Genomic DNA, 17,470 nt, shown 5'->3' with positions numbered 1-17,470 from the left:
TTTGAGTGTGTGGGCAGGTGCGGGCGTCGAGCCCCCACCCAACCCTCCCCCGCTGCGCAGGGGAGGGCTTTCTCTCCTCCCCCTGCGAAGCGGGGGGAGGTCGGGAGGGGGGCCAGCGCCCGCTTCTCTCAAGCGTCGTCGTCAGTTCGCGTAGTAGCGGCGGTAGCCGTGGTAGCGCCCGCTGTCCGGGAACTCGTATTGGGCGTGGCGGCGGATATCGACCTGGGAGAACAGGACGCCGACGACCTCGCCGCCCGCTTCGACGATCTCCTTCAGCCCGGCCATGGCGGTTTCCCGCTTGGTCTTGCCCCAATGCACGATGAAGACCGTCTGGTCGGCCAGGGCTGCCAGCAGCTTGCCCTCCGACACCGCCAGCACCGGCGGGCTGTCCAGGATCACCCGGTCATACTCCAGCGCCAGCCGCGAGATGAGCTGGTGCATCCGGCTGGAGCCCAGCATGTCCTGCGGCAGGGCGGAGCCGCGGCCCGATGCGATGAAATGCAGGCCGGTGCGCGGGTCGGTCTGGATCACCTCGTTCGGCGCGCATTCGCCGGACAGCACCTCGTACAGGCCGTGCCGGTTCTCCAGCCCCAGCATCGGGTGCAGCCCCTTGCGGCGCATGTCGCAGTCCAGGATGATCGTCTTCTGGCCGGCGTTGGCGCAGATGCGGGCGAAGGCCGCGGCGATCGAACTCTTGCCCTCGCCGGGGACGGAGGAGCTGAACAGGATCACCCGCTGGTGGCCGTCGGGGTTGGCGAGCAGCAGCGTGGTCCGCAGGTTCTGCATCGCCTCCGCGAAGGCCGACATCGGCTTGTCGATGGCGTAGGCGGCGGGCGAGGTGCCGCGCCGGCGGCGCCCGATCGCCGGGACGATGCCCAGCGAGCGCACGCCGGTCGCCGTTTCGAACTGGTGGGGGCTGCGGAAGCCGCGCTCCGACTGCTCGCGCAGCATCGCCAGCAGAACGCCCAGCGTGGCCGAGGCGACCAGAGCGAGCAGAACGATCATCTTCTTGTTGGGCTGCGACGGGTTCAGGGGGATCGCCGCCTCCGACACGATGCGGGCGTCCGGCTGCTGGATCTCGGTCTGGCCGGCGATCTCCTGGAAGCGGGTCAGCATCGCCTCGTACATGGTCTGCGAGGTCTCGGCGTCGCGCTCCAGCGTGCGCAGCGTCACGTTGGATTCCTGCTGCTGGTTGCGCTGGGCCTGGAGCTGGTCGAGGTTGGTCTTCAGGGCGGCCTCGCGCCCGCGCTCCAGCTCCACCTCGTTGCTCAGGTTCTGGACGATGCGGCCCACGTCGGCCTTGATCTGGCCCTGCAGGTCGCGCAGCTCGCTCTGCAGCGCGGTCAGCGTCGGGTGGCGGGCGCCGTACTTGTTGGCGGCGTCGGCGATCTTGCGCTGAAGCTCGACCTCCTGCTGGCGCAGCGCCTGGATCAGGGGGGAGCCCAGCACGTCGCCGATGGCCGAGACGCCGCGCGGGCTCTGCGCCAGGGTGGAGACTTCGCGCAGCTTGGCCTCCGCCTCCTGCCGCTTGGTGCGGGCCAGGACGTAGCTGGTGTTCAGCTCGGCCAGTTGCTGGGCGATCAGGGTGGTTTCGCCGTTGGCGTTGGTCAGGCCGCTTTCGGCGCGGTACTTCTCCGCCGCCTCGCCGGTCGTCTTGGCCTCGCGGCGCAACTCGGTGATGCGTTCCTCCAGCCAGGCGGTGGCGCGCTTGGCCGCCTTGAACTTCTCGTCGAGCTGGTCGACGAGGTACATCTCGCCGATGGTGTTGGCGATCAGGGAGGCCTTGCGCGGGTCCTCGCTGTCGAAATCCACGGCGATGACGTAGGAGCGGCCCTGCGGTCGCACCGCCAGATTTTCGATGAAGCTGTTGACGACCGAGGTCCGCTCGTTGGCCGTCTTCTCCTCCGGGCTCAGCGCGATCTCGGGGCGGTCGCCGCGGGCGCTGTTCCACCAGGAGTCCGGCACCAGATTCTTCGGGTTCAGGTAGTAGAACCAGTTGGTCTGCTCCGGCCGCAGCGCCGCGTTGAATTCCGGGTCGTTCATCAGGCCGAGCTTGTCGACCACCTTCTCCGCGAAGGCGGGCGATTTGAGGATCGCCACCTCGCTCTGCAGGGCGCCCAGCTCCGTCGACAGGCCGGAAACGACCTCCTGGTAGTTCATCACCTGGTTCTTGCGGTGCTCCACCATGATCAGGGTCTGGGCGGTGTAGAGCGGCGTCATGCGCAGGGCGACGAGACCCGCGATGCCCGTCCCCAGCACGATCACCGTCCCGATCAGCAGCTTGTGGCGCAGCAGCATGCCGGTGGTGCGGCGCACCGCGCTGGCCGCCGCGGTCGACAAGTCGAACGAAACCGGTCCCGGGACCGGTGCCGACTGCCGCCGCTGGGGTTGATCCTGAATGTCCTGGGTGGCCAAAGCGGGTCCTCCTCGCATGCCGAACGGCACCCCGTTCGGGGCGTTACGGTGCCTAGAACGTCATCGACCGTCCGGCCGTTTCATGCTGCCCGGAGGGCATATGGTGGGGAAGACACGCTCATTGGGTACCCCTCCCCGGAGTCGCCATCGGGTGGGACGGTGCTTTGGGTGGACCGGAGAAGCCCCTTCGCGGATAATGGTCATGGTCGATCGAAGGGGGCCGGGCATGCTGCCGCACCATGTTGAAAAGGCTGACAACGCCTGGGCGGGCGCGTTTCCGGCGCTGTCCGCCCTGGAGCCCGACGCGCAGGCCCTTTTGCGCGGGCAGGGGGCGCGGATGACGGTGCCGCGCGGCACGGTGCTGTTCCGCATCGGCACCCTGTGCCACAATTTTCTCATGCTGCTCGACGGCACGGTGCGGGTCCAGATGACCGCCGAGACCGGGCGGGAGATCGTCCTCTACCGCGTCGGAGCGGGCGAGACCTGCATCCTGACCACCGCCTGCCTGATGACGCGCGCCGACTACAGCGCCGAGGGGGTGGCGGAAACCGACCTGGAGGCCATCGCGCTCGGAGCCGGGACCTTCCATGAGCTGCTGGCGCGGTCCGCCCTGTTCCGCGACTTCGTCTTCGCCTCCTTCGGCACGCGCCTGCTCGGCATGATGATGCTGGTGGAGGAGGTGGCCTTCGGGCGCATCGACCTGCGGCTGGCCCGCTTCCTGGTCGACCACCGCGACGCGCGCGGCGGGCTGGACACCACCCACCAGACGCTGGCCGTCGAGCTGGGCACGGCGCGCGAGGTGGTCAGCCGCCAGTTGAAGGAGTTCGAGCGGCGCGGCTTCGTGGAGCTGTCGCGCGGCCGCGTCGGGGTGCGCGATCCCGACGCGCTGCTGGCGCTGGAGCGCACGGCCGGGGTGTGACGGAGTCACAGACCGGCGGGCGGAAAGGGGCTTGGATGGGCACACCAACCGCCCACCCACATCCAAAGGTGCATCCATGCCCGTCAACGTCGGCACCATCGACCGCGCGCTGCGCGCCATCGTCGGCCTTATCCTGATCGCCCTCGTCTTCGTCGGTCCGCAGACCCCGTGGGGCTGGATCGGCCTCGTCCCGCTGCTGACCGCGGTGGTCGGCTTCTGCCCGGCCTACACCCTGTTCGGCGTGCGGAGCTGCCCCGTCAAGAAGTGAGGGGCGGGGGCGGAGCGCCGCGCCCCCGCCGCCCCTTTCGGCGGGTGGCCGGCGCGCCGGACTTCGGTTATAGAAGGGCGATGTCCACATCGCCGCGCCTCAGCATCGATGTCCGCAGTTACGGGGCGGCGCACAGCGCCCACCGGCACGATTTCGCTCAGCTCGTGCTGCCGTTGAATGGCGCCCTGGAGATCGACATCGCCGGAAAGGGCGGCCGTCTCGGGCCGTGCCGGGCGGCGTTCGTCGAAGCCGGCTCCCCGCACACCCAGGGAAGCGAGGGTCCGAATCGCTCGCTCATCCTGGACCTCGATCCCGTTCTCCTGGAACCGGCGGTCGGCGATCGGCTGATCCGCCATCCCTTCGTCGCGCTGACCCCGGTGGCCGGCAAGCTGATCGACTACATGGGGTTGATGCTGGGCAGCGGCAGCGTGTCGGCCGATACCCTCCGTCTCTGGGTGCCCTTGCTGCTCGACGCGCTCGCCGAGGAACCCGCGCGGCCCCGGTCGCGCCTCGGAACCCTGCTGGCCGCGGTCGAGCCCGACCTCGCCAAGCCGTGGACCGCCGAGACGATGGCCGAGCGGGCCTGCGTCAGCGTCAGCCGGCTGCACGCCCTGTTCCGCGCCGAACTGGACACCACCCCGCGCGCGTGGCTGGCGGAGGTCCGGCTGAAGCGGGCGTGCGAGTGGCTCGCGCGGTCGGACCTGTCCATCGCGGAGATCGCCTACCGCACCGGCTACGCCGACCAGAGCGCGTTCACACGGGCGATGCGGCGGGCCACCGGTCTGACTCCCGCGGCCTACCGGCGCCAAAGCCGCGAGACCCGGCACAAAAGTCCGTAGCCCGGGACAAGACCACAGCCGCATCCCATGCCATCCTCGCCCCGGAAACCAGTGAGGATTGGGAGCCAGGATGGGCACGACGTGGTTGGGGATCGCCTGCGGCATCGTCGCGGGGGCCTTGTGGGGGCTGGTCTTCCTCGCCCCGGAACTGGCATCGGCCTTTACGCCGCTTCAGCTCGCCGCCGGGCGCTACCTCGCCTATGGCCTGTTCGCCGTCCTGCTCGTGCTGCCGCGATGGCGCACCCTGCGCGCCGGGCTCGGCCTGCGGGAATGGTGGGCGCTGGCGTGGCTGAGCCTGCTCGGCAACATCCTCTATTATGCCCTGCTGGCCACCGCCGTCCAGTTGGGCGGGATGGCGATGACCTCGCTGGTGATCGGCTTCCTGCCGGTCGCGGTCACCGTCATCGGCAGCCGGGATCATGGCGCGGTGCCCGTCCGCAAGCTCGTGCCGTCGCTGCTGCTCGGCGCGGCCGGCATCCTGTGCATCGGCTGGCAATCGCTGGGCGACGCATTGGGCGACGCCAAAACGGGGATGCCGATGGCTGGGATGACCGGACTGCTCTGCGCGGTCGGCGCGCTCGTCTCCTGGACGGTCTACGCCGTGGGCAACAGCCGCTGGCTCGCCCGGCTCGGCCATGTCTCGGCGCATGACTGGAGCTTGCTGACCGGGGTGGTGACCGGCGCGCAGGCGCTGCTGCTCGCGGTTCCCGCCTTCCTGTTCGCCACGAGCGGCCACGCCGCCGGGGACTGGCTGCGCTTCGCCGCCGTGGTGACCGGCGTGGCCATCCTCGCCTCCATCGTCGGCAACGCCCTGTGGAACCGGATGAGCCGGCTGCTGCCGCTGACGCTCGTCGGTCAGATGATCCTGTTCGAAACCCTGTTCGCTCTGCTCTATGGCTTTCTGTGGGAGCAACGGCTGCCGACGGGGATGGAGTTGGCCGCCCTCGTCTGCGTGACCGGCAGCGTTCTGTCCTGCGTCGCGGCCCACCGTCCGAAGCCGCCGTCCCCGGAGGCCGCGCGGCAGCCGGCCCCGGCATGAGGCCGGTCTGAGGATGGCCGGGCCTTGAAACGACAACGCCCCCTCACCGGCGTGGTGAGGGGGCGTTGTCGTGTCGGAAGGAGAGGGATCAGCCGCGCGGAGCGTGCTTGTTCAGGATGCGCTGCAGGGTGCGGCGGTGCATCTTCAGCCGGCGGGCGGTTTCGGAGACGTTGCGGTCGCACTGCTCGAACACGCGCTGGATGTGCTCCCACCGCACGCGGTCGGCGGACATCGGGTTTTCCGGCGGGGAGGGCAGCGGGCGGCCGTCGGCCAGCAGGGCGGATTCCACGGCGTCGGCGTCCGCCGGCTTCGGCAGGTAATCCACCGCGCCGGCCTTCACCGCGGCCACCGCCGTGGCGATGTTGCCGTAGCCGGTCAGCATGACGATGCGGGCGTCGGGGCGGGCGTCGCGCAGGGTCTTGACCACGTCCAGGCCGCTGCCGTCGGCCAGCCGCAGGTCGACCACCGCGAAGGCCGGCGCCGATTCCTGGGCGACGTCGATGCCGAGCTGCACGCTGTCCACGGCGACCACGTTGAAACCGCGCTTTTCCATGGCGCGCGCAAGGCGGGTTCGGAAAGGCGCGTCGTCGTCGACGATGAGGAGGCTGCGGGTAACGTCACCCGTGAACGTCAGCTTGGCGGTTTCGCCCGTTGGACTCTCGTCCGTGGTCATCGCGCTATCCACCACTAGTCCTCTGGTTCTAAGACACCACGGTCCCAACGTACGACAACTCGCGCGCCGCCGCTACGGTTATTGCTAAAGGCTACAAGGGCACCCGTTTTCTCTAGCAGCGTTTGTGCAATAAAGATTCCCAGCCCCATATGGCCAGAACGCTCGCTTCGCGCCGACAGATAGGGCTCGCCGATGCGGCTCAGCAGATGGGCGGGATAGCCCGGCCCGTCGTCCATCACCACCACCGTGGCGGAGCGGGCATCCCAGGAGGCGGCGACCGTCACCCGTCCGCCGGCGAACTGGTGGGCGTTCTGGATGAAGTTGCCCAGGCCATGGATGATCTCCGGGCTGCGGCGGACGATCGGTTCCTCCCCCACGGAGCCGTCGCTGCGCTCGACCGTGAACTGGATGTGGCCCAGCCGGTGCGGCGCACCCGCCGCCTCCACCAGCGCGGTCAGCGGCAGCCGCTCGAACGGGTCGCCGCCGTCGGCCTCCGGCTTGCGGGCCAGCTCCGCCAGGATCTCGCGGCAGCGCATCACCTGGCTTTGCAGAAGCGCCACGTCCTCGGTGAAGGGGCTGTCCGGCGGCATGTCGTGCAGCAGCTCCTTCGCCACCACCGCGATGGTGCCGAGCGGCGACCCCAACTCGTGCGCGGCGGCGGCGGCGAGCGCGCCCAGCGAGGACAGCCGCTGCTCGCGCGCCAGGGCCACCTGCGAGGCCGACAGGGCGTTGGCGAAGCGCCGCGCCTCCTCCGCCACGCGGAAGACGTAGCCGCTGATGAAGCCGGCCGACACCGACAGCGACAGCCAGATGCCGAAGGCGTAGAGCGGGGCGACCGAGGGCATCGGCTCCGGCCAGGGCAGCGGGAAGTGCCACATCGCCAGCACGGTCAGGCAGACGAGGTTGAGGCCGGTCAGCAGGACCACGCTGTAGCGCGACAGGATCGCCGCGGCCACGGTCATCGGGGCCAGCAGCAGGATGGCGAAGGGGTTGGCGAGGCCGCCGGTCAGATAGAGCAGCAGCGTGAGCTGCAGCATGTCGTAGCCGAGATAGAGCGCCGCGTCCCGGTCGGCCAGCCGCAGCCGCCCGCCGCGCTGGGCCATCGCCACGAGGTTCAGCAGCACCGAGGCCCCGATCGCCGCCAGCACCGGCCCCAGCGGCAGCGGGAAGCCCATGACGAGCTGCACCGTCGCCACGGTGGCGAGCTGCCCGATCACGGCGATCCAGCGGATCAGGATCAGGGTGCGCAGCGTGACGCGCCCGTCCAGGTTGGTCCACTGGGCCGGACCCGGCCGGCCGGCCTGGGTCATGGCGTGGCGAAGGGAGGAGGCGGCGGTTGCGGAACCGACGGTCATGGGGACGGACTTTCCGGAAAGGCCGCTCTTCCCGCGGCGTCACATCGAATGGCTCGGGTGCTGTTTTGCCACTCTGGCGTTTGCGCGCCAAGCGGCCATATTCTCCGCCTATGGATCAATGCGCAAAACAGCACGCCATCCGGGTCGAGACCCTGACCAAACGCTACGGCACCGCCCGGTCCGGCGAGGTCACCGCCGTGGACGGCATCTCCTTCACCGTCGCGGCGGGGTCGGTCACCGGGCTTCTCGGCGGCAACGGGGCCGGCAAGACGACGACCATCTCCATGCTGCTCGGGCTGCTGCTGCCGACCTCCGGCACGGTGGAGGTGCTGGGGGTGGACATGGTGCGCCACCGCCACGCGGCGCTGCCCCGCATGAATTTCTCCTCCCCCTATGTGGAGCTGCCGCACCGGCTGACCGTGCGGGAGAACCTGACCGTCTACGGCCATCTCTACGGGCTGAAGGGGGTGAAGCGGCGGGTGGAGGAGCTGGCCGAGCATCTGGAGCTGACCCGCTTCCTGGAGCGTCCTTCGGGCGGGCTGTCGGCCGGGCAGAAGACGCGGGTGGCGCTGGCCAAGGCGCTGCTCAACCGGCCGGAGCTTCTGCTGCTGGACGAGCCGACCGCCTCGCTCGACCCCGACACGGCGGACTGGATCCGCACCTATCTGGAGCGCTACCGCCTGGAGTCGGGGGCCACCATCCTGCTCGCCTCCCACAACATGCTGGAGGTCGAGCGGATGTGCGACGACGTGCTGATGATGCGCCAGGGGCGGATCGTCGACCGCGGGTCGCCGTCGGGGCTGCTGGCCCGCTACGGCCGGACCTCGCTGGAGGACGTGTTCCTCGACATTGCCCGCGACCGTGCCAATGGGGAAGACGCCAGTCGGGACGACCGGCGGGAGGCTGCCGATGCTGCCGAGTGACGCCGCTGCGATGGTTCACCCGAATCCGGCCTTCTCGCTGCGCCGGGTCGGGGCGATGGTGCTGCGCTACTGGTATCTGTTGCGCGGCTCCTGGCCGCGCTTCCTGGAGCTGGCCTACTGGCCGACCATGCAGATGATCCTGTGGGGCTACATCAACCAGTTCATGGCCTCCTCCAGCGCCTGGGTGGCGCAGGGGGCGGGGGTGCTGGTCAGCGCGGTGCTGCTGTGGGACGTGCTGTTCCGCGGCCAGCTCGGCGTGTCGGTGTCCTTCCTGGAGGAGATGTGGTCGCGCAACCTCGGCCACCTCTTCGTCAGCCCGCTGCGCCCCGGCGAATGGGTGGCGGCGCTGTTCGGGATGAGCCTGATCCGCACCGTCATCGGCGTGGTGCCGGCGGCGCTGCTGGCGATTCCGCTGTTCGGCTATTCGCTGTTCGACCTCGGGCTGCCGCTGGCCGGCTTCTTCGCCAACCTGATCGTCTTCGGCTGGTCGCTGGGGCTGGTCATCGTGGCGCTGATCCTGCGCTACGGCATGGGGGCGGAAGGGCTGGCCTGGATCGTGGTCTTCATGCTGGCCCCGGTCAGCGCCGTCTACTACCCGGTCAGCGTCCTGCCGGGCTGGCTGCAATGGGTCGCCCTGTCGCTGCCCTCCGCCCACGTCTTCGAGGGGATGCGCGCCATCCTGTTCGACGGCACGATGCGCTGGGACCATCTGGCCTGGGCGGTGGGGCTGAACGCGCTGTTCATGGGGCTGTGCACGGCCGCTTTCCTCTATTCCTTCCACCAGGCGCGGGTGCGCGGGGCGCTGCTGCAGACCGGGGAATGACAAAAAGCGCCGGCCCTCGCCAGCACCGGCCCGCCGTGGTAGCGTCCCGGCCTCTTCGGACCGACAGCCAGAGCGCCGCCATGACCCCCGTTTCCCCCGCCGCCCCGGTCACCCTCGCCGAGATCGCCGCCGCCCTGGGCGCGGCGCTGGAGGGCGACGGCACCCTGCGCATCGCCCGCGCCGTCCACCCGTCGGAGGCCGAGGGGCCGGAGGATCTGGCGCTCGCCATGGAAAAGGGCCTGACGGAGCTGCTGGCCAACGGCCGGGCCGTCGCCGCCGTGATCGCGGAGGGGGCGGAGGTGCCGGCCAATCTGAAGGGCTGGATCGTCGTGAAGCGCCCGCGCTTCGCCATGGCCGGCCTGACCACCGTCTTCGAGAAGCCGGTCCACGCCGAGCCGGGGGTCCACCCCGCCGCCTTCGTGGCGCCGGAGGCCATCCTGGGGACGGGCGTGTCGGTCGGTCCCTTCGCCTATGTCGGGCCGAGGGCGGTGCTGGGCGAGGGCGTGATCGTCATGCCCCACGCCACGGTCGGGGCGGAGGCGGTGATCGGCAAGGACTGCCTGCTGCACCCCGGCGCCCGCATCGGCGAGCGGGTGGTGATGGGCGAGCGCTGCATCATCCACCCCAACGCCGCGGTCGGCAACGACGGCTTCAGCTTCGTGACGCCGGAGCCGGGCAGCGTCGAATCGGCCAAGGCGACGGGCAAGGTGGTCGGCACCAACGTGCTGATCCACCGCGTGAACTCCATCGGCACGGTGATCCTCGGCGACGACGTGGAGGTCGGGGCGAACGCAACCATCGACCGCGGCACCATAACGGCGACCCGCATCGGCTCCGGCACCAAGATCGACAACCTCGTGCAGATCGGCCACAACGTGCAGATCGGCACCAACTGCATGCTGTGCGGCCATGTCGGCATCGCCGGCAGCACGACCATCGGCGACCGCGTGGTGCTGGCCGGCAAGGTCGGCGTGGCCGACCATGTGAAGATCGGCAACGACGCGGTGGTGGCCGCGAATTCCGGCGTGGGGACGGACATCCCGGCGAAGGCCGTCTACATGGGCTACCCGGCGGTGCCGCGCGACCGCGCCTTCGACCAGTACAAGGGGCTGGCCCGGCTGAAGCGGATGCACGCGGACGTGACCGACCTGAAGAAGCGGGTCGGGGCGCTGGATGGTGGCGGGAAGCCGGCGGTCGAGGAGAAGTGAGAGGGATGGGGGCCTGATTGCCCCCTCCCTGACCCTCCCCCGCTTCGCAGGGGAGGGGATCAAGCTCCCTCTCCTGCGATAGCGGGGGAGGGAAGGGGCCCATGCGAAGCATGGGAAGGGTGGGGGCAAAGACTGCCCCTTTCATGCCCTTACTGGAACGCGATCTTCGCGTGATCCCCCGGCTTCGGCGGCTCGCCGGTGATCTTCGCCTTCACATAGCCGTAGGCGTAGACCATCGCGCTCGACGGGCTGTCCCAATATTCCGCCTGATCGACGCTGACCTTCAGCAGCGCGAGATCGGGGTCGTCCACCCCCTGCGGGAACCAAGTGGACAGGATGTCCCGCCACAGGAAGCGGATCTTGTCGCGGTCGCGCACCGTCTCCGCCACGCCGGACACCGACACGTAATCCTGCTTGTCGGGATCGGCGTAGGAGAGGTTGACGCGCCAATGCGTCTTCAGTTCATGGACCTTCGGCGAGTCGGCCCGCGTAAAGAACCACAAGGTTCCATCGTCGAATCCCGCGTGCGGCAGGGTGGCCATCGGGCGGGAGTGCAAAATGCCGTTCTCGTCCAGCGTCGTCATCATGCAGATGCGGACGCCCTTGATCATGCCCCAGAGCTTCTCGGCGGCCTCGCGATCGTCAGCGCTTCTTGCCATGGTCTGACCCTCTATTGGTAGCCCAACGGAGTCCGGTCAACGCCCTCTGCCCGGAAAGGTTCCGAGCGCGTTCAGGGCCGCGACCGACCACGAACCGCCTTCGTCGCTGCCGTAATGGTCGATCCGCGACAGCGAGAGCGGCGCCACCGCCAGCCGCAGCGCCGCCTGAGGCGTCAGGTCCAGGGCAAGCGCCAGCGCCGCGCGGATCGACCCGCCATGGATCACCGCCACGATGTCGCGCCCGGCGTAGAGGTCGGTCAGCCGCGCGACGGCGCCGGCCACCCGCTCCATCACCGCGGCGAAGCTCTCGCCCTCCGGCGGGGCCTCCGCCGCGGGATCGCTCCAGAAGCGGCGGGTCTCCTCGGGATGCAGCGCCGCCACCTCGTCGTGGGACAGCCCTTCCCAGCGGCCGAAATCCTGCTCGGCCAGCGCCGGCTCGACCAGCGCCATGTCGCTGCCGGGCAGGCGCAGCGCCGCGGCCGTCTGCCGGGTGCGGCGCAGATGCGAGGTCACCCAGACCGCCTGCGCGGGCAGCCGCGCCGCCAGCGCCGCCAGCGCGTCGGAATCGCCGGTGTCGGCGGCGGGATCGCTCCGCCCGTAGATCACCTTGCCCGGATTCGGGACGGGAGCGTGGCGGATGAGCCACCAGCGAGTGTTTTTCATGCAACAGTCGCGGCGAGGGTGAGCAGAATCGCGGCCTCCGCCACCTGCTGGGCGGCGCCGAACACGTCGCCGGTGTGGCCGCCGATCTGGCGCCGCGCCTGCCACGCCACCGCCACGCCCCCCAGAATCGCGGCCGGGATCGCGGCAACGGCCAGGCCCTTCAGCGCCGCCACGGCCACGGCCAGCGCCAGCACGAGCGACAGGGCCACCGTGCCGGGCGACGGGCGCCCCTGCCGGGCGGCGAGGCCGTCGGCGCGGGCCGGGTCCATGACGCGGGCGATCACCGCCATGCCGCCGCGCGACAGGGCGCCCGAGGCGAGCAGGGCGGGGATGACGAGGCTCGGCTCGGCCAGCGCCGCCAGCGCCGAGGCCCGGACGGCGACCGAAAAGGTGATGGCGAGCACGCCGTAGCTGCCGACCCGGCTGTCCCGCATGATCTCCAGCTTGCGGGCCTTGTCGCGCCCGCCGCCGAATCCGTCGGCGACGTCCGCCGCCCCGTCCTCGTGCAGGGCGCCGGTCAGCCAGACCATGGCGCCCAGCGCCAGCAGCGCCGCCGGCAGCGGCGGCAGATGGGCCAGCGCTGCCACCCCGTAGACCGCCCCGCCGCACAGCCCGACACCGGCGCCGACCAGGGGGAACCAGCCCATGGCGCGGGCGTGGGCGTCCCCGGCCAGCGGGCCGGACAGGCGCAGGGGCAACCGCGTCAGGAAGACGACGGCCAGCGCCAGATCGGCGGTCCAGCGGGAGAGGGACGGGGCGGGGGAATCTGCGGACATGGCGCTTCGGAGTACGGCAACGCCAGGCCCGCCGCAACGGATAACAGCCCAGCAACGGATGACAGACCGGACGAGAGGCGCTTTGACAGCGGATCGGGAATGGTCCAAGGTCGCGCCGCTTTTTTCATCGCTTCCCGATCACATCCTCTGCCGTCAGCGCCAGGACCCTTCGCCATGAGCAACACGCAGCCCGCCATCACCTTCGAGGAAATCCGTGCGCTGGTGCGCAACCTGCCGGGGCCGGACCTCGACGCCGGCACGGCGGCCCTCCAGCGCGAACGGCAGCTCACCAAGCCGGCGGGCGCGCTCGGCCGGCTGGAGGAGATCGCCCAGTGGATGGCGACGTGGCAGGGCCAGCACCCGGCGGAAGTGCGCCGCCCGCGCGTCGCCGTCTTCGCCGGCAACCACGGCGTCGCCGCCCGCGGCGTCTCGGCCTACCCGGCGGCGGTGACCGCCCAGATGGTCCAGAACTTCCAGAACGGCGGCGCCGCCGTGAACCAGCTCTGCGAGGTGGCCGACGCCGACCTGCGCGTCTACGAGCTGGACCTGGACACCCCCACCGCCGACTTCACCGAAGGACCGGCGATGGGTGAGGAGGACTGCTGCCAGGCCATGGCCTACGGCATGATGGCCGTGGAGACGGGCGTCCAGCTTCTGGCGCTCGGCGAGATGGGCATCGGCAACTCCACCGCGGCGGCGGCGCTCTGCCATGCCCTGTTCGGCGGCGAGGCCAAGGACTGGACGGGCCGCGGCACCGGCGTGGACGACGAGGGGCTGGCCCGCAAGGTCGCCGCCGTCGAGGCCGGCTTGGCCGCCAACCCGCAGGCCAAGGACGACCCGTTCGAGGCGCTGCGCTGCTTCGGCGGCTATGAGCTGGCGGCCATCGCCGGCGCCATCCTGGCCGCCCGCATGGCGCGGGTGCCGGTGCTGCTCGACGGCTACGCCTGCACGGCGGCGGCGGCGGTGCTGTTCAAGGCCGACCGCCGGGCGCTCGACCATTGCATGGTCGCCCACCGCTCGGTCGAGCCGGGCCACGACCATCTGCTCGCCGCCATCGGCAAGGAGCCGCTGCTCGATCTGGGGATGCGCCTGGGCGAGGGCTCGGGCGCGGCGCTGGCGATCAACATCGTGAAGTCGGCCTGCGCCTGCCACGCCGGCATGGCGACCTTCGCCGACGCGGGCGTCAGCACCCGGGGGGTGTGAGGGGCAGGGGGGCCTTGCCCCCACCCCGGCCCTCCCCCGCGAAGCGGGGGAGGGCCGGGGTGGGGGCAAAAGGTTCCTACAGCAGCCCGTCGGCGAAATCGGTGATGAGCGCCGACAGGAACAGGTCGAGCAGCACCAGGACCGCCGCCGCGACGCCGGAGATGTCCAGCGCCGTGCGCATGACGAACCACTGGTAGGTCAGCATCGCCAGCATGATGCCGAACACCAGCCCTTCGGAGATCGGGCCGGGCAGAATCCCCGTGGCGGCCAGGATCACCACCGGCAGATAGATGCCCATCTGCACGACCGACGACCAGTTGTAGGCGCACAGGAAATCGACGTAGCGGTTCTGCCGGTCCAGCAGCCCGCTCACCCCGTGCATGACCACGGGGAAGGCGGTCCAGCTGATGACGTAGGCGATGGCCTCCACCACCACGAGCTGGAACAGCGGCGTGTCCGGCACCTGGCCCCACAGCCGGATCGCCAGCAGCAGCGTCCAGGCCGGGGCGACGATCACCGCGGCGTAGAAGGATTTCCACGCCCCTTCGGGGGTGCGGTCCAGATGCTGCAATCCGGTGGGGTCGAACCGGGCCAGACGATAGGCGCCGAAGACGGAGGAGGCGACGTCCCGGGCGGTCAGCGGCATGTTGCGGTCACCGGAGGGTGGTGGGAACGGGCGGAGGAAGCCTTACGTCAACCGATCCGGTCGAAGACGTTCCGCAGAACCTCGCCGTAAATGTCGGTCAGGCGGGTCAGGTCGTCCAGCGCGGTGTGCTCGTCCACCTTGTGCATCGTCTGCCCGACGAGGCCGAACTCGACCACCGGGCAGAAATTCTTGATGAAGCGGGCGTCCGACGTGCCGCCGGTCGTCGAGTACTCGGGCCGGCGCCCGGTGACGCGTTCCGCGGCGTCCGCCACCAGCTCGGTCAGCGGGCCGGGCGGGGTGAGGAAGCTGTCGCCCGACACGAAATGGTCCAGCTCGTAGGAGCCGCCCACCCCGTCGAGCCGCTCGCGCAGCCACGCCAGCAGCGTGTCGGCGCTGTGCAGGTCGTTGAAGCGGATGTTCAGCGTCGCCTTGCCCTGCGCCGGGATGACGTTGTGCGCCGGGTTGCCCACGTCGATGGTGGTCAGCTCCAGGTTCGACGGCTGGAAATGCGGGGTGCCGGCGTCCAGCGGCTCCGCCGTGATGGCGGCCAGCATGCGGGCCAGCCGGGGCAGCGGGTTGTCGGCCAGATGCGGGTAGGCGACGTGTCCCTGCGCGCCGTGGACGGTCAGGAAGGCGGTCATGCTGCCGCGCCGCCCGATCTTGATCATGTCGCCCAGCGCCTTGGGGTTGGTCGGCTCCCCGACCACGCAGGCGTCGAGTTTTTCACCTTTGGCCTGTAGCCAGTCCAGCACCTTGCGGGTGCCGTTGATGGCGACCCCTTCCTCGTCCCCGGTGATCAGCAGGCTGATCGAGCCCTTGGGAACGCCGCCGGCCTTGACGTGGCGGGCCGCGGCGGCGACGAAGGCGGCGATGGCCCCCTTCATGTCCACCGCACCCCGGCCGTAGAGGCGGCCGTTGTGGATCTCCGCGGCGAAGGGATCGATGGACCAGCCCTTCAGCTCGCCGGGCGGCACCACGTCGGTGTGTCCGGCGAAGCAGAAGTTCGGCCCCTCCGTGCCCAGGCGGGCATAGAGGTTGTCCACCGGCGCCGTGCCCTCCTCCTCGAACCGCAGGCGGTGGCAGACGAAGCCCAGCGGCGCCAGCGCCGCCTCCAGGACGCCCAGAGCGCCGCCGTCCTCGGGCGTCACGCTGGGGCAGCGGATCAGGGCCTGCGCCACCGCGACGGGATCGCAGGGGTCGAAGGAGGGAGCGGCGGCGGTGGTCATCGTGGCGTCTTCCCCGGCGTCAGTCGCGCAGCAGGTCGTTGATGGAGGTCTTGGCGCGGGTCTGCTCGTCCACGCGCTTCACGATCACGGCGCAATAGAGGCCCGGACCCGGCGTGCCGTCGGGCAGCGGCTTGCCCGGAAGGGTGCCCGGCACCACGACGGAATAGGCCGGGACGCGGCCGACGAAGACCTCGCCGGTGTTGCGGTCGATGATCTTGGTGGAGGCGCTGATGAAGACGCCCATGGACAGCACGGCGCCGCGCTCCACGATCACGCCCTCGACCACCTCGGAGCGGGCGCCGACGAAGCAGTCGTCCTCGATGATGACCGGGTTGGCCTGGAGCGGCTCGAGCACGCCGCCGATGCCGACGCCGCCCGACAGGTGGACGTTCCGGCCGATCTGCGCGCAGGAGCCGACGGTGACCCAGGTGTCCACCATGGTGCCGCTGTCGACATAGGCGCCGACGTTGACGAAGCTGGGCATCAGGATGACGTTCGGCGCGACGTAGGCGGAGCGGCGGACCACCGCGCCCGGAACGGCGCGGAAGCCGGCGGCCTGGAACTGCGCCTCGGACCAGCCTTCGAACTTCGGCGGCACCTTGTCGTACCAGGAGGCGCCGCCCGGCGCGCCGGGGATCGTCTCGTTGGCGTTCAGGCGGAAGGACAGCAGGACCGCCTTCTTCAGCCACTGGTTCACGACCCAGCCGGCGTCCGTCTTCTGCGCGACGCGCAGGTCGCCGGAGTCGAGGCCGGACAGGGCCTCCTCGACGGCGTCGCGGACGGCGCCCTTGGTCGAAACGTTCAGGGTGTCGCGGGTTTCCCACGCGGCGTTGACGGCGGATTCGAGGCTGGCGTGGCTCATGGCGGCATTCGCTGGGCTGTCTGTTCGAGGGTTCGGAACATGGGCCGGGCCGCGCCGCCTTGTCAACGTTGCCTTGTTCTCAATGGGTTCTTAAAGGGTTCTCGCGGGGGTCTTCGCGGGGGTCTGGGGGGCTCGCGGCCGCCGCTCAGCCCGCGACCTCCTCCAGCCAGGCCGGCAGGTCGTCCACCGTGTGGTCGATGTGGCTGCCGGTGCCGACTCCGCCCTGGTCGGGGCGCGACCAGTCGGCCTCGCTGCGCACCCACACCGTCGTCATGCCGAGCGCGTGGGCGGGGACGAGGTTGCGGGCGATGTCCTCCACCATGCAGGCGCGGGCGGGGTCGATGCCGTAATGGTCCACCAGGATGTCGTAGGGCCGCGGGTCGGGCTTGGGCACGTAGCCGGCCTCGACGATGCCGAAGGTCGCCTCGAAGCAGCCGTCGATGCCGAGCTGCCGCGTCACGTTCTCGGCGTGGCGGACGGAGCCGTTGGTGTAGATGATCTTGCGCCCCGGCAGCCGGTTCAGCGCGTCCGCCATGCTGGGGCAGGGCGCCACCGGGCTGACGTCGATGTCGTGGACGTAGTCCAGGAAGGGCACCGGATCGACGTCATGCTCCACCATCAGGCCGCGCAGCGTCGTCCCGTGTTCCCGGAAGAAGCGCTTCTGCATGACGCGCGCCTCCTCGTAGGTGATGCCGAAATGCCCGGCGATGAAATCGCCGATGCGCCGGTCCACCTGTGCGAACAGGTTGCAGGAGGCGGGATAGAGGGTGTTGTCGAGGTCGAAGATCCAGACCCCGGTGTCGCGGAGGGAAGCCATCATGGGGTGAAGAATGGGGCTTCGCCGGTCCGCCCGCAAGCCGCTTCGCCGCATGGCCCGTTTCCGCTCCGGGGCGGGGGGGCTGTTCAATGATGGGTTGCGTATGGCAGCCATCTGGACCGCCTGAAGAAAGATTCGGGAAGGATGCGCATTTTT

General features: G+C 70.2%; 18 protein-coding genes. 8 read left to right on the top strand and 10 right to left on the bottom strand.

Going from position 1 to position 17,470, the window contains the following annotated elements; all coding sequences use genetic code 11:
* Positions 1-141 precede the first annotated feature (141 nt).
* On the bottom strand, positions 142-2,340 hold the full coding sequence (locus tag FHW79_RS01005) for a GNVR domain-containing protein (protein ID WP_247884107.1): 2,199 nt from the start codon (positions 2,338-2,340) through the stop codon (positions 142-144).
* 277 nt (positions 2,341-2,617) lie between these two features.
* On the opposite strand from FHW79_RS01005, the gene FHW79_RS01000 reads away from it, so the two are divergent.
* The 4 genes from FHW79_RS01000 (at position 2,618) to FHW79_RS00985 (ending at position 5,480) form a co-directional block, all read left to right on the top strand.
* Complete coding sequence (locus tag FHW79_RS01000) at positions 2,618-3,334, top strand: Crp/Fnr family transcriptional regulator (RefSeq protein ID WP_247884106.1); 717 nt, start codon at positions 2,618-2,620, stop codon at positions 3,332-3,334.
* A gap of 76 nt (positions 3,335-3,410) precedes the next feature.
* Positions 3,411-3,602 (top strand): DUF2892 domain-containing protein, encoded by a 192-nt coding sequence (locus FHW79_RS00995; protein ID WP_183177269.1) that lies wholly within the window; start codon positions 3,411-3,413, stop codon positions 3,600-3,602.
* 80 nt (positions 3,603-3,682) lie between these two features.
* Entirely contained in the window at positions 3,683-4,441 is a 759-nt protein-coding gene (locus FHW79_RS00990) for an AraC family transcriptional regulator (protein WP_183177268.1), read from the top strand.
* A gap of 70 nt (positions 4,442-4,511) precedes the next feature.
* Entirely contained in the window at positions 4,512-5,480 is a 969-nt protein-coding gene (locus FHW79_RS00985) for a DMT family transporter (protein ID WP_183177267.1), read from the top strand.
* An 88-nt stretch (positions 5,481-5,568) separates the two neighbouring features.
* Here the strand turns inward: FHW79_RS00985 and FHW79_RS00980 are convergent, their stop codons facing one another.
* The gene (locus tag FHW79_RS00980) at positions 5,569-6,153 is read right to left on the bottom strand and encodes an ActR/PrrA/RegA family redox response regulator transcription factor (RefSeq protein ID WP_014239303.1); all 585 of its coding nucleotides are present in this window, start codon (positions 6,151-6,153) and stop codon (positions 5,569-5,571) included.
* Positions 6,154-6,167: 14 nt separating this feature from the next.
* Positions 6,168-7,508, bottom strand: coding sequence for an ActS/PrrB/RegB family redox-sensitive histidine kinase (locus FHW79_RS00975; protein ID WP_183177266.1), 1,341 nt, complete (start codon positions 7,506-7,508; stop codon positions 6,168-6,170).
* Between the two features lie 110 nt (positions 7,509-7,618).
* Here FHW79_RS00975 and FHW79_RS00970 point away from each other — a divergent pair, with 110 nt between their 5' ends.
* From FHW79_RS00970 to FHW79_RS00960, 3 genes are all read left to right on the top strand, one after another.
* Complete coding sequence (locus FHW79_RS00970) at positions 7,619-8,431, top strand: ABC transporter ATP-binding protein (protein ID WP_183177265.1); 813 nt, start codon at positions 7,619-7,621, stop codon at positions 8,429-8,431.
* Positions 8,418-9,254 (top strand): ABC transporter permease, encoded by an 837-nt coding sequence (locus FHW79_RS00965; protein WP_051657739.1) that lies wholly within the window; start codon positions 8,418-8,420, stop codon positions 9,252-9,254. Before FHW79_RS00970 ends, FHW79_RS00965 begins: the two co-directional genes overlap by 14 nt.
* An 80-nt stretch (positions 9,255-9,334) precedes the next feature.
* A complete protein-coding gene (locus tag FHW79_RS00960; RefSeq protein WP_183177264.1) occupies positions 9,335-10,462 on the top strand; it encodes a UDP-3-O-(3-hydroxymyristoyl)glucosamine N-acyltransferase in 1,128 nt (375 codons plus the stop codon).
* A gap of 149 nt (positions 10,463-10,611) precedes the next feature.
* On the opposite strand, the gene FHW79_RS00955 is transcribed toward FHW79_RS00960, so the two are convergent.
* Genes FHW79_RS00955 through cobS form a run of 3 tightly spaced genes read right to left on the bottom strand, consistent with a single transcriptional unit; the run spans position 10,612 to position 12,560 of the window.
* Positions 10,612-11,121: a pyridoxamine 5'-phosphate oxidase family protein gene (locus FHW79_RS00955; protein ID WP_014239309.1), complete on the bottom strand. Its 510-nt coding sequence runs from the start codon at positions 11,119-11,121 to the stop codon at positions 10,612-10,614.
* A gap of 36 nt (positions 11,122-11,157) precedes the next feature.
* Positions 11,158-11,784 carry a histidine phosphatase family protein gene (locus tag FHW79_RS00950; protein ID WP_183177263.1) on the bottom strand — a complete coding sequence of 209 codons (627 nt, stop codon included), beginning with the start codon at positions 11,782-11,784 and terminating at the stop codon, positions 11,158-11,160.
* The gene (gene cobS, locus FHW79_RS00945; RefSeq protein WP_183177262.1) at positions 11,781-12,560 is read right to left on the bottom strand and encodes an adenosylcobinamide-GDP ribazoletransferase; all 780 of its coding nucleotides are present in this window, start codon (positions 12,558-12,560) and stop codon (positions 11,781-11,783) included. Before cobS ends, FHW79_RS00950 begins: the two co-directional genes overlap by 4 nt.
* Positions 12,561-12,734: 174 nt before the next feature.
* On the opposite strand from cobS, the gene cobT reads away from it, so the two are divergent.
* Positions 12,735-13,763: a nicotinate-nucleotide--dimethylbenzimidazole phosphoribosyltransferase gene (gene cobT / locus FHW79_RS00940; RefSeq protein WP_109070746.1), complete on the top strand. Its 1,029-nt coding sequence runs from the start codon at positions 12,735-12,737 to the stop codon at positions 13,761-13,763.
* Positions 13,764-13,839: 76 nt separating this feature from the next.
* Here cobT and FHW79_RS00935 read toward each other — a convergent pair whose 3' ends face one another.
* From FHW79_RS00935 to FHW79_RS00920, 4 genes are all read right to left on the bottom strand, one after another.
* Positions 13,840-14,409, bottom strand: a complete 570-nt coding sequence (locus FHW79_RS00935) for a hypothetical protein (protein WP_174440394.1) — start codon at positions 14,407-14,409, stop codon at positions 13,840-13,842.
* Positions 14,410-14,456: 47 nt separating this feature from the next.
* The gene (gene dapE, locus FHW79_RS00930; protein ID WP_183177261.1) at positions 14,457-15,635 is read right to left on the bottom strand and encodes a succinyl-diaminopimelate desuccinylase; all 1,179 of its coding nucleotides are present in this window, start codon (positions 15,633-15,635) and stop codon (positions 14,457-14,459) included.
* 19 nt (positions 15,636-15,654) lie between these two features.
* Positions 15,655-16,497 carry a 2,3,4,5-tetrahydropyridine-2,6-dicarboxylate N-succinyltransferase gene (gene dapD / locus FHW79_RS00925; RefSeq protein WP_109070749.1) on the bottom strand — a complete coding sequence of 281 codons (843 nt, stop codon included), beginning with the start codon at positions 16,495-16,497 and terminating at the stop codon, positions 15,655-15,657.
* A 145-nt stretch (positions 16,498-16,642) separates the two neighbouring features.
* Positions 16,643-17,317: a pyrimidine 5'-nucleotidase gene (locus FHW79_RS00920; protein WP_247884105.1), complete on the bottom strand. Its 675-nt coding sequence runs from the start codon at positions 17,315-17,317 to the stop codon at positions 16,643-16,645.
* Between the last annotated feature and the right edge of the window lie 153 nt (positions 17,318-17,470).

The organism is Azospirillum sp. OGB3, assembly GCF_014192915.1.
GTDB lineage: Bacteria > Pseudomonadota > Alphaproteobacteria > Azospirillales > Azospirillaceae > Azospirillum.
This window is presented reverse-complemented; position numbering and strand designations above follow the sequence as displayed.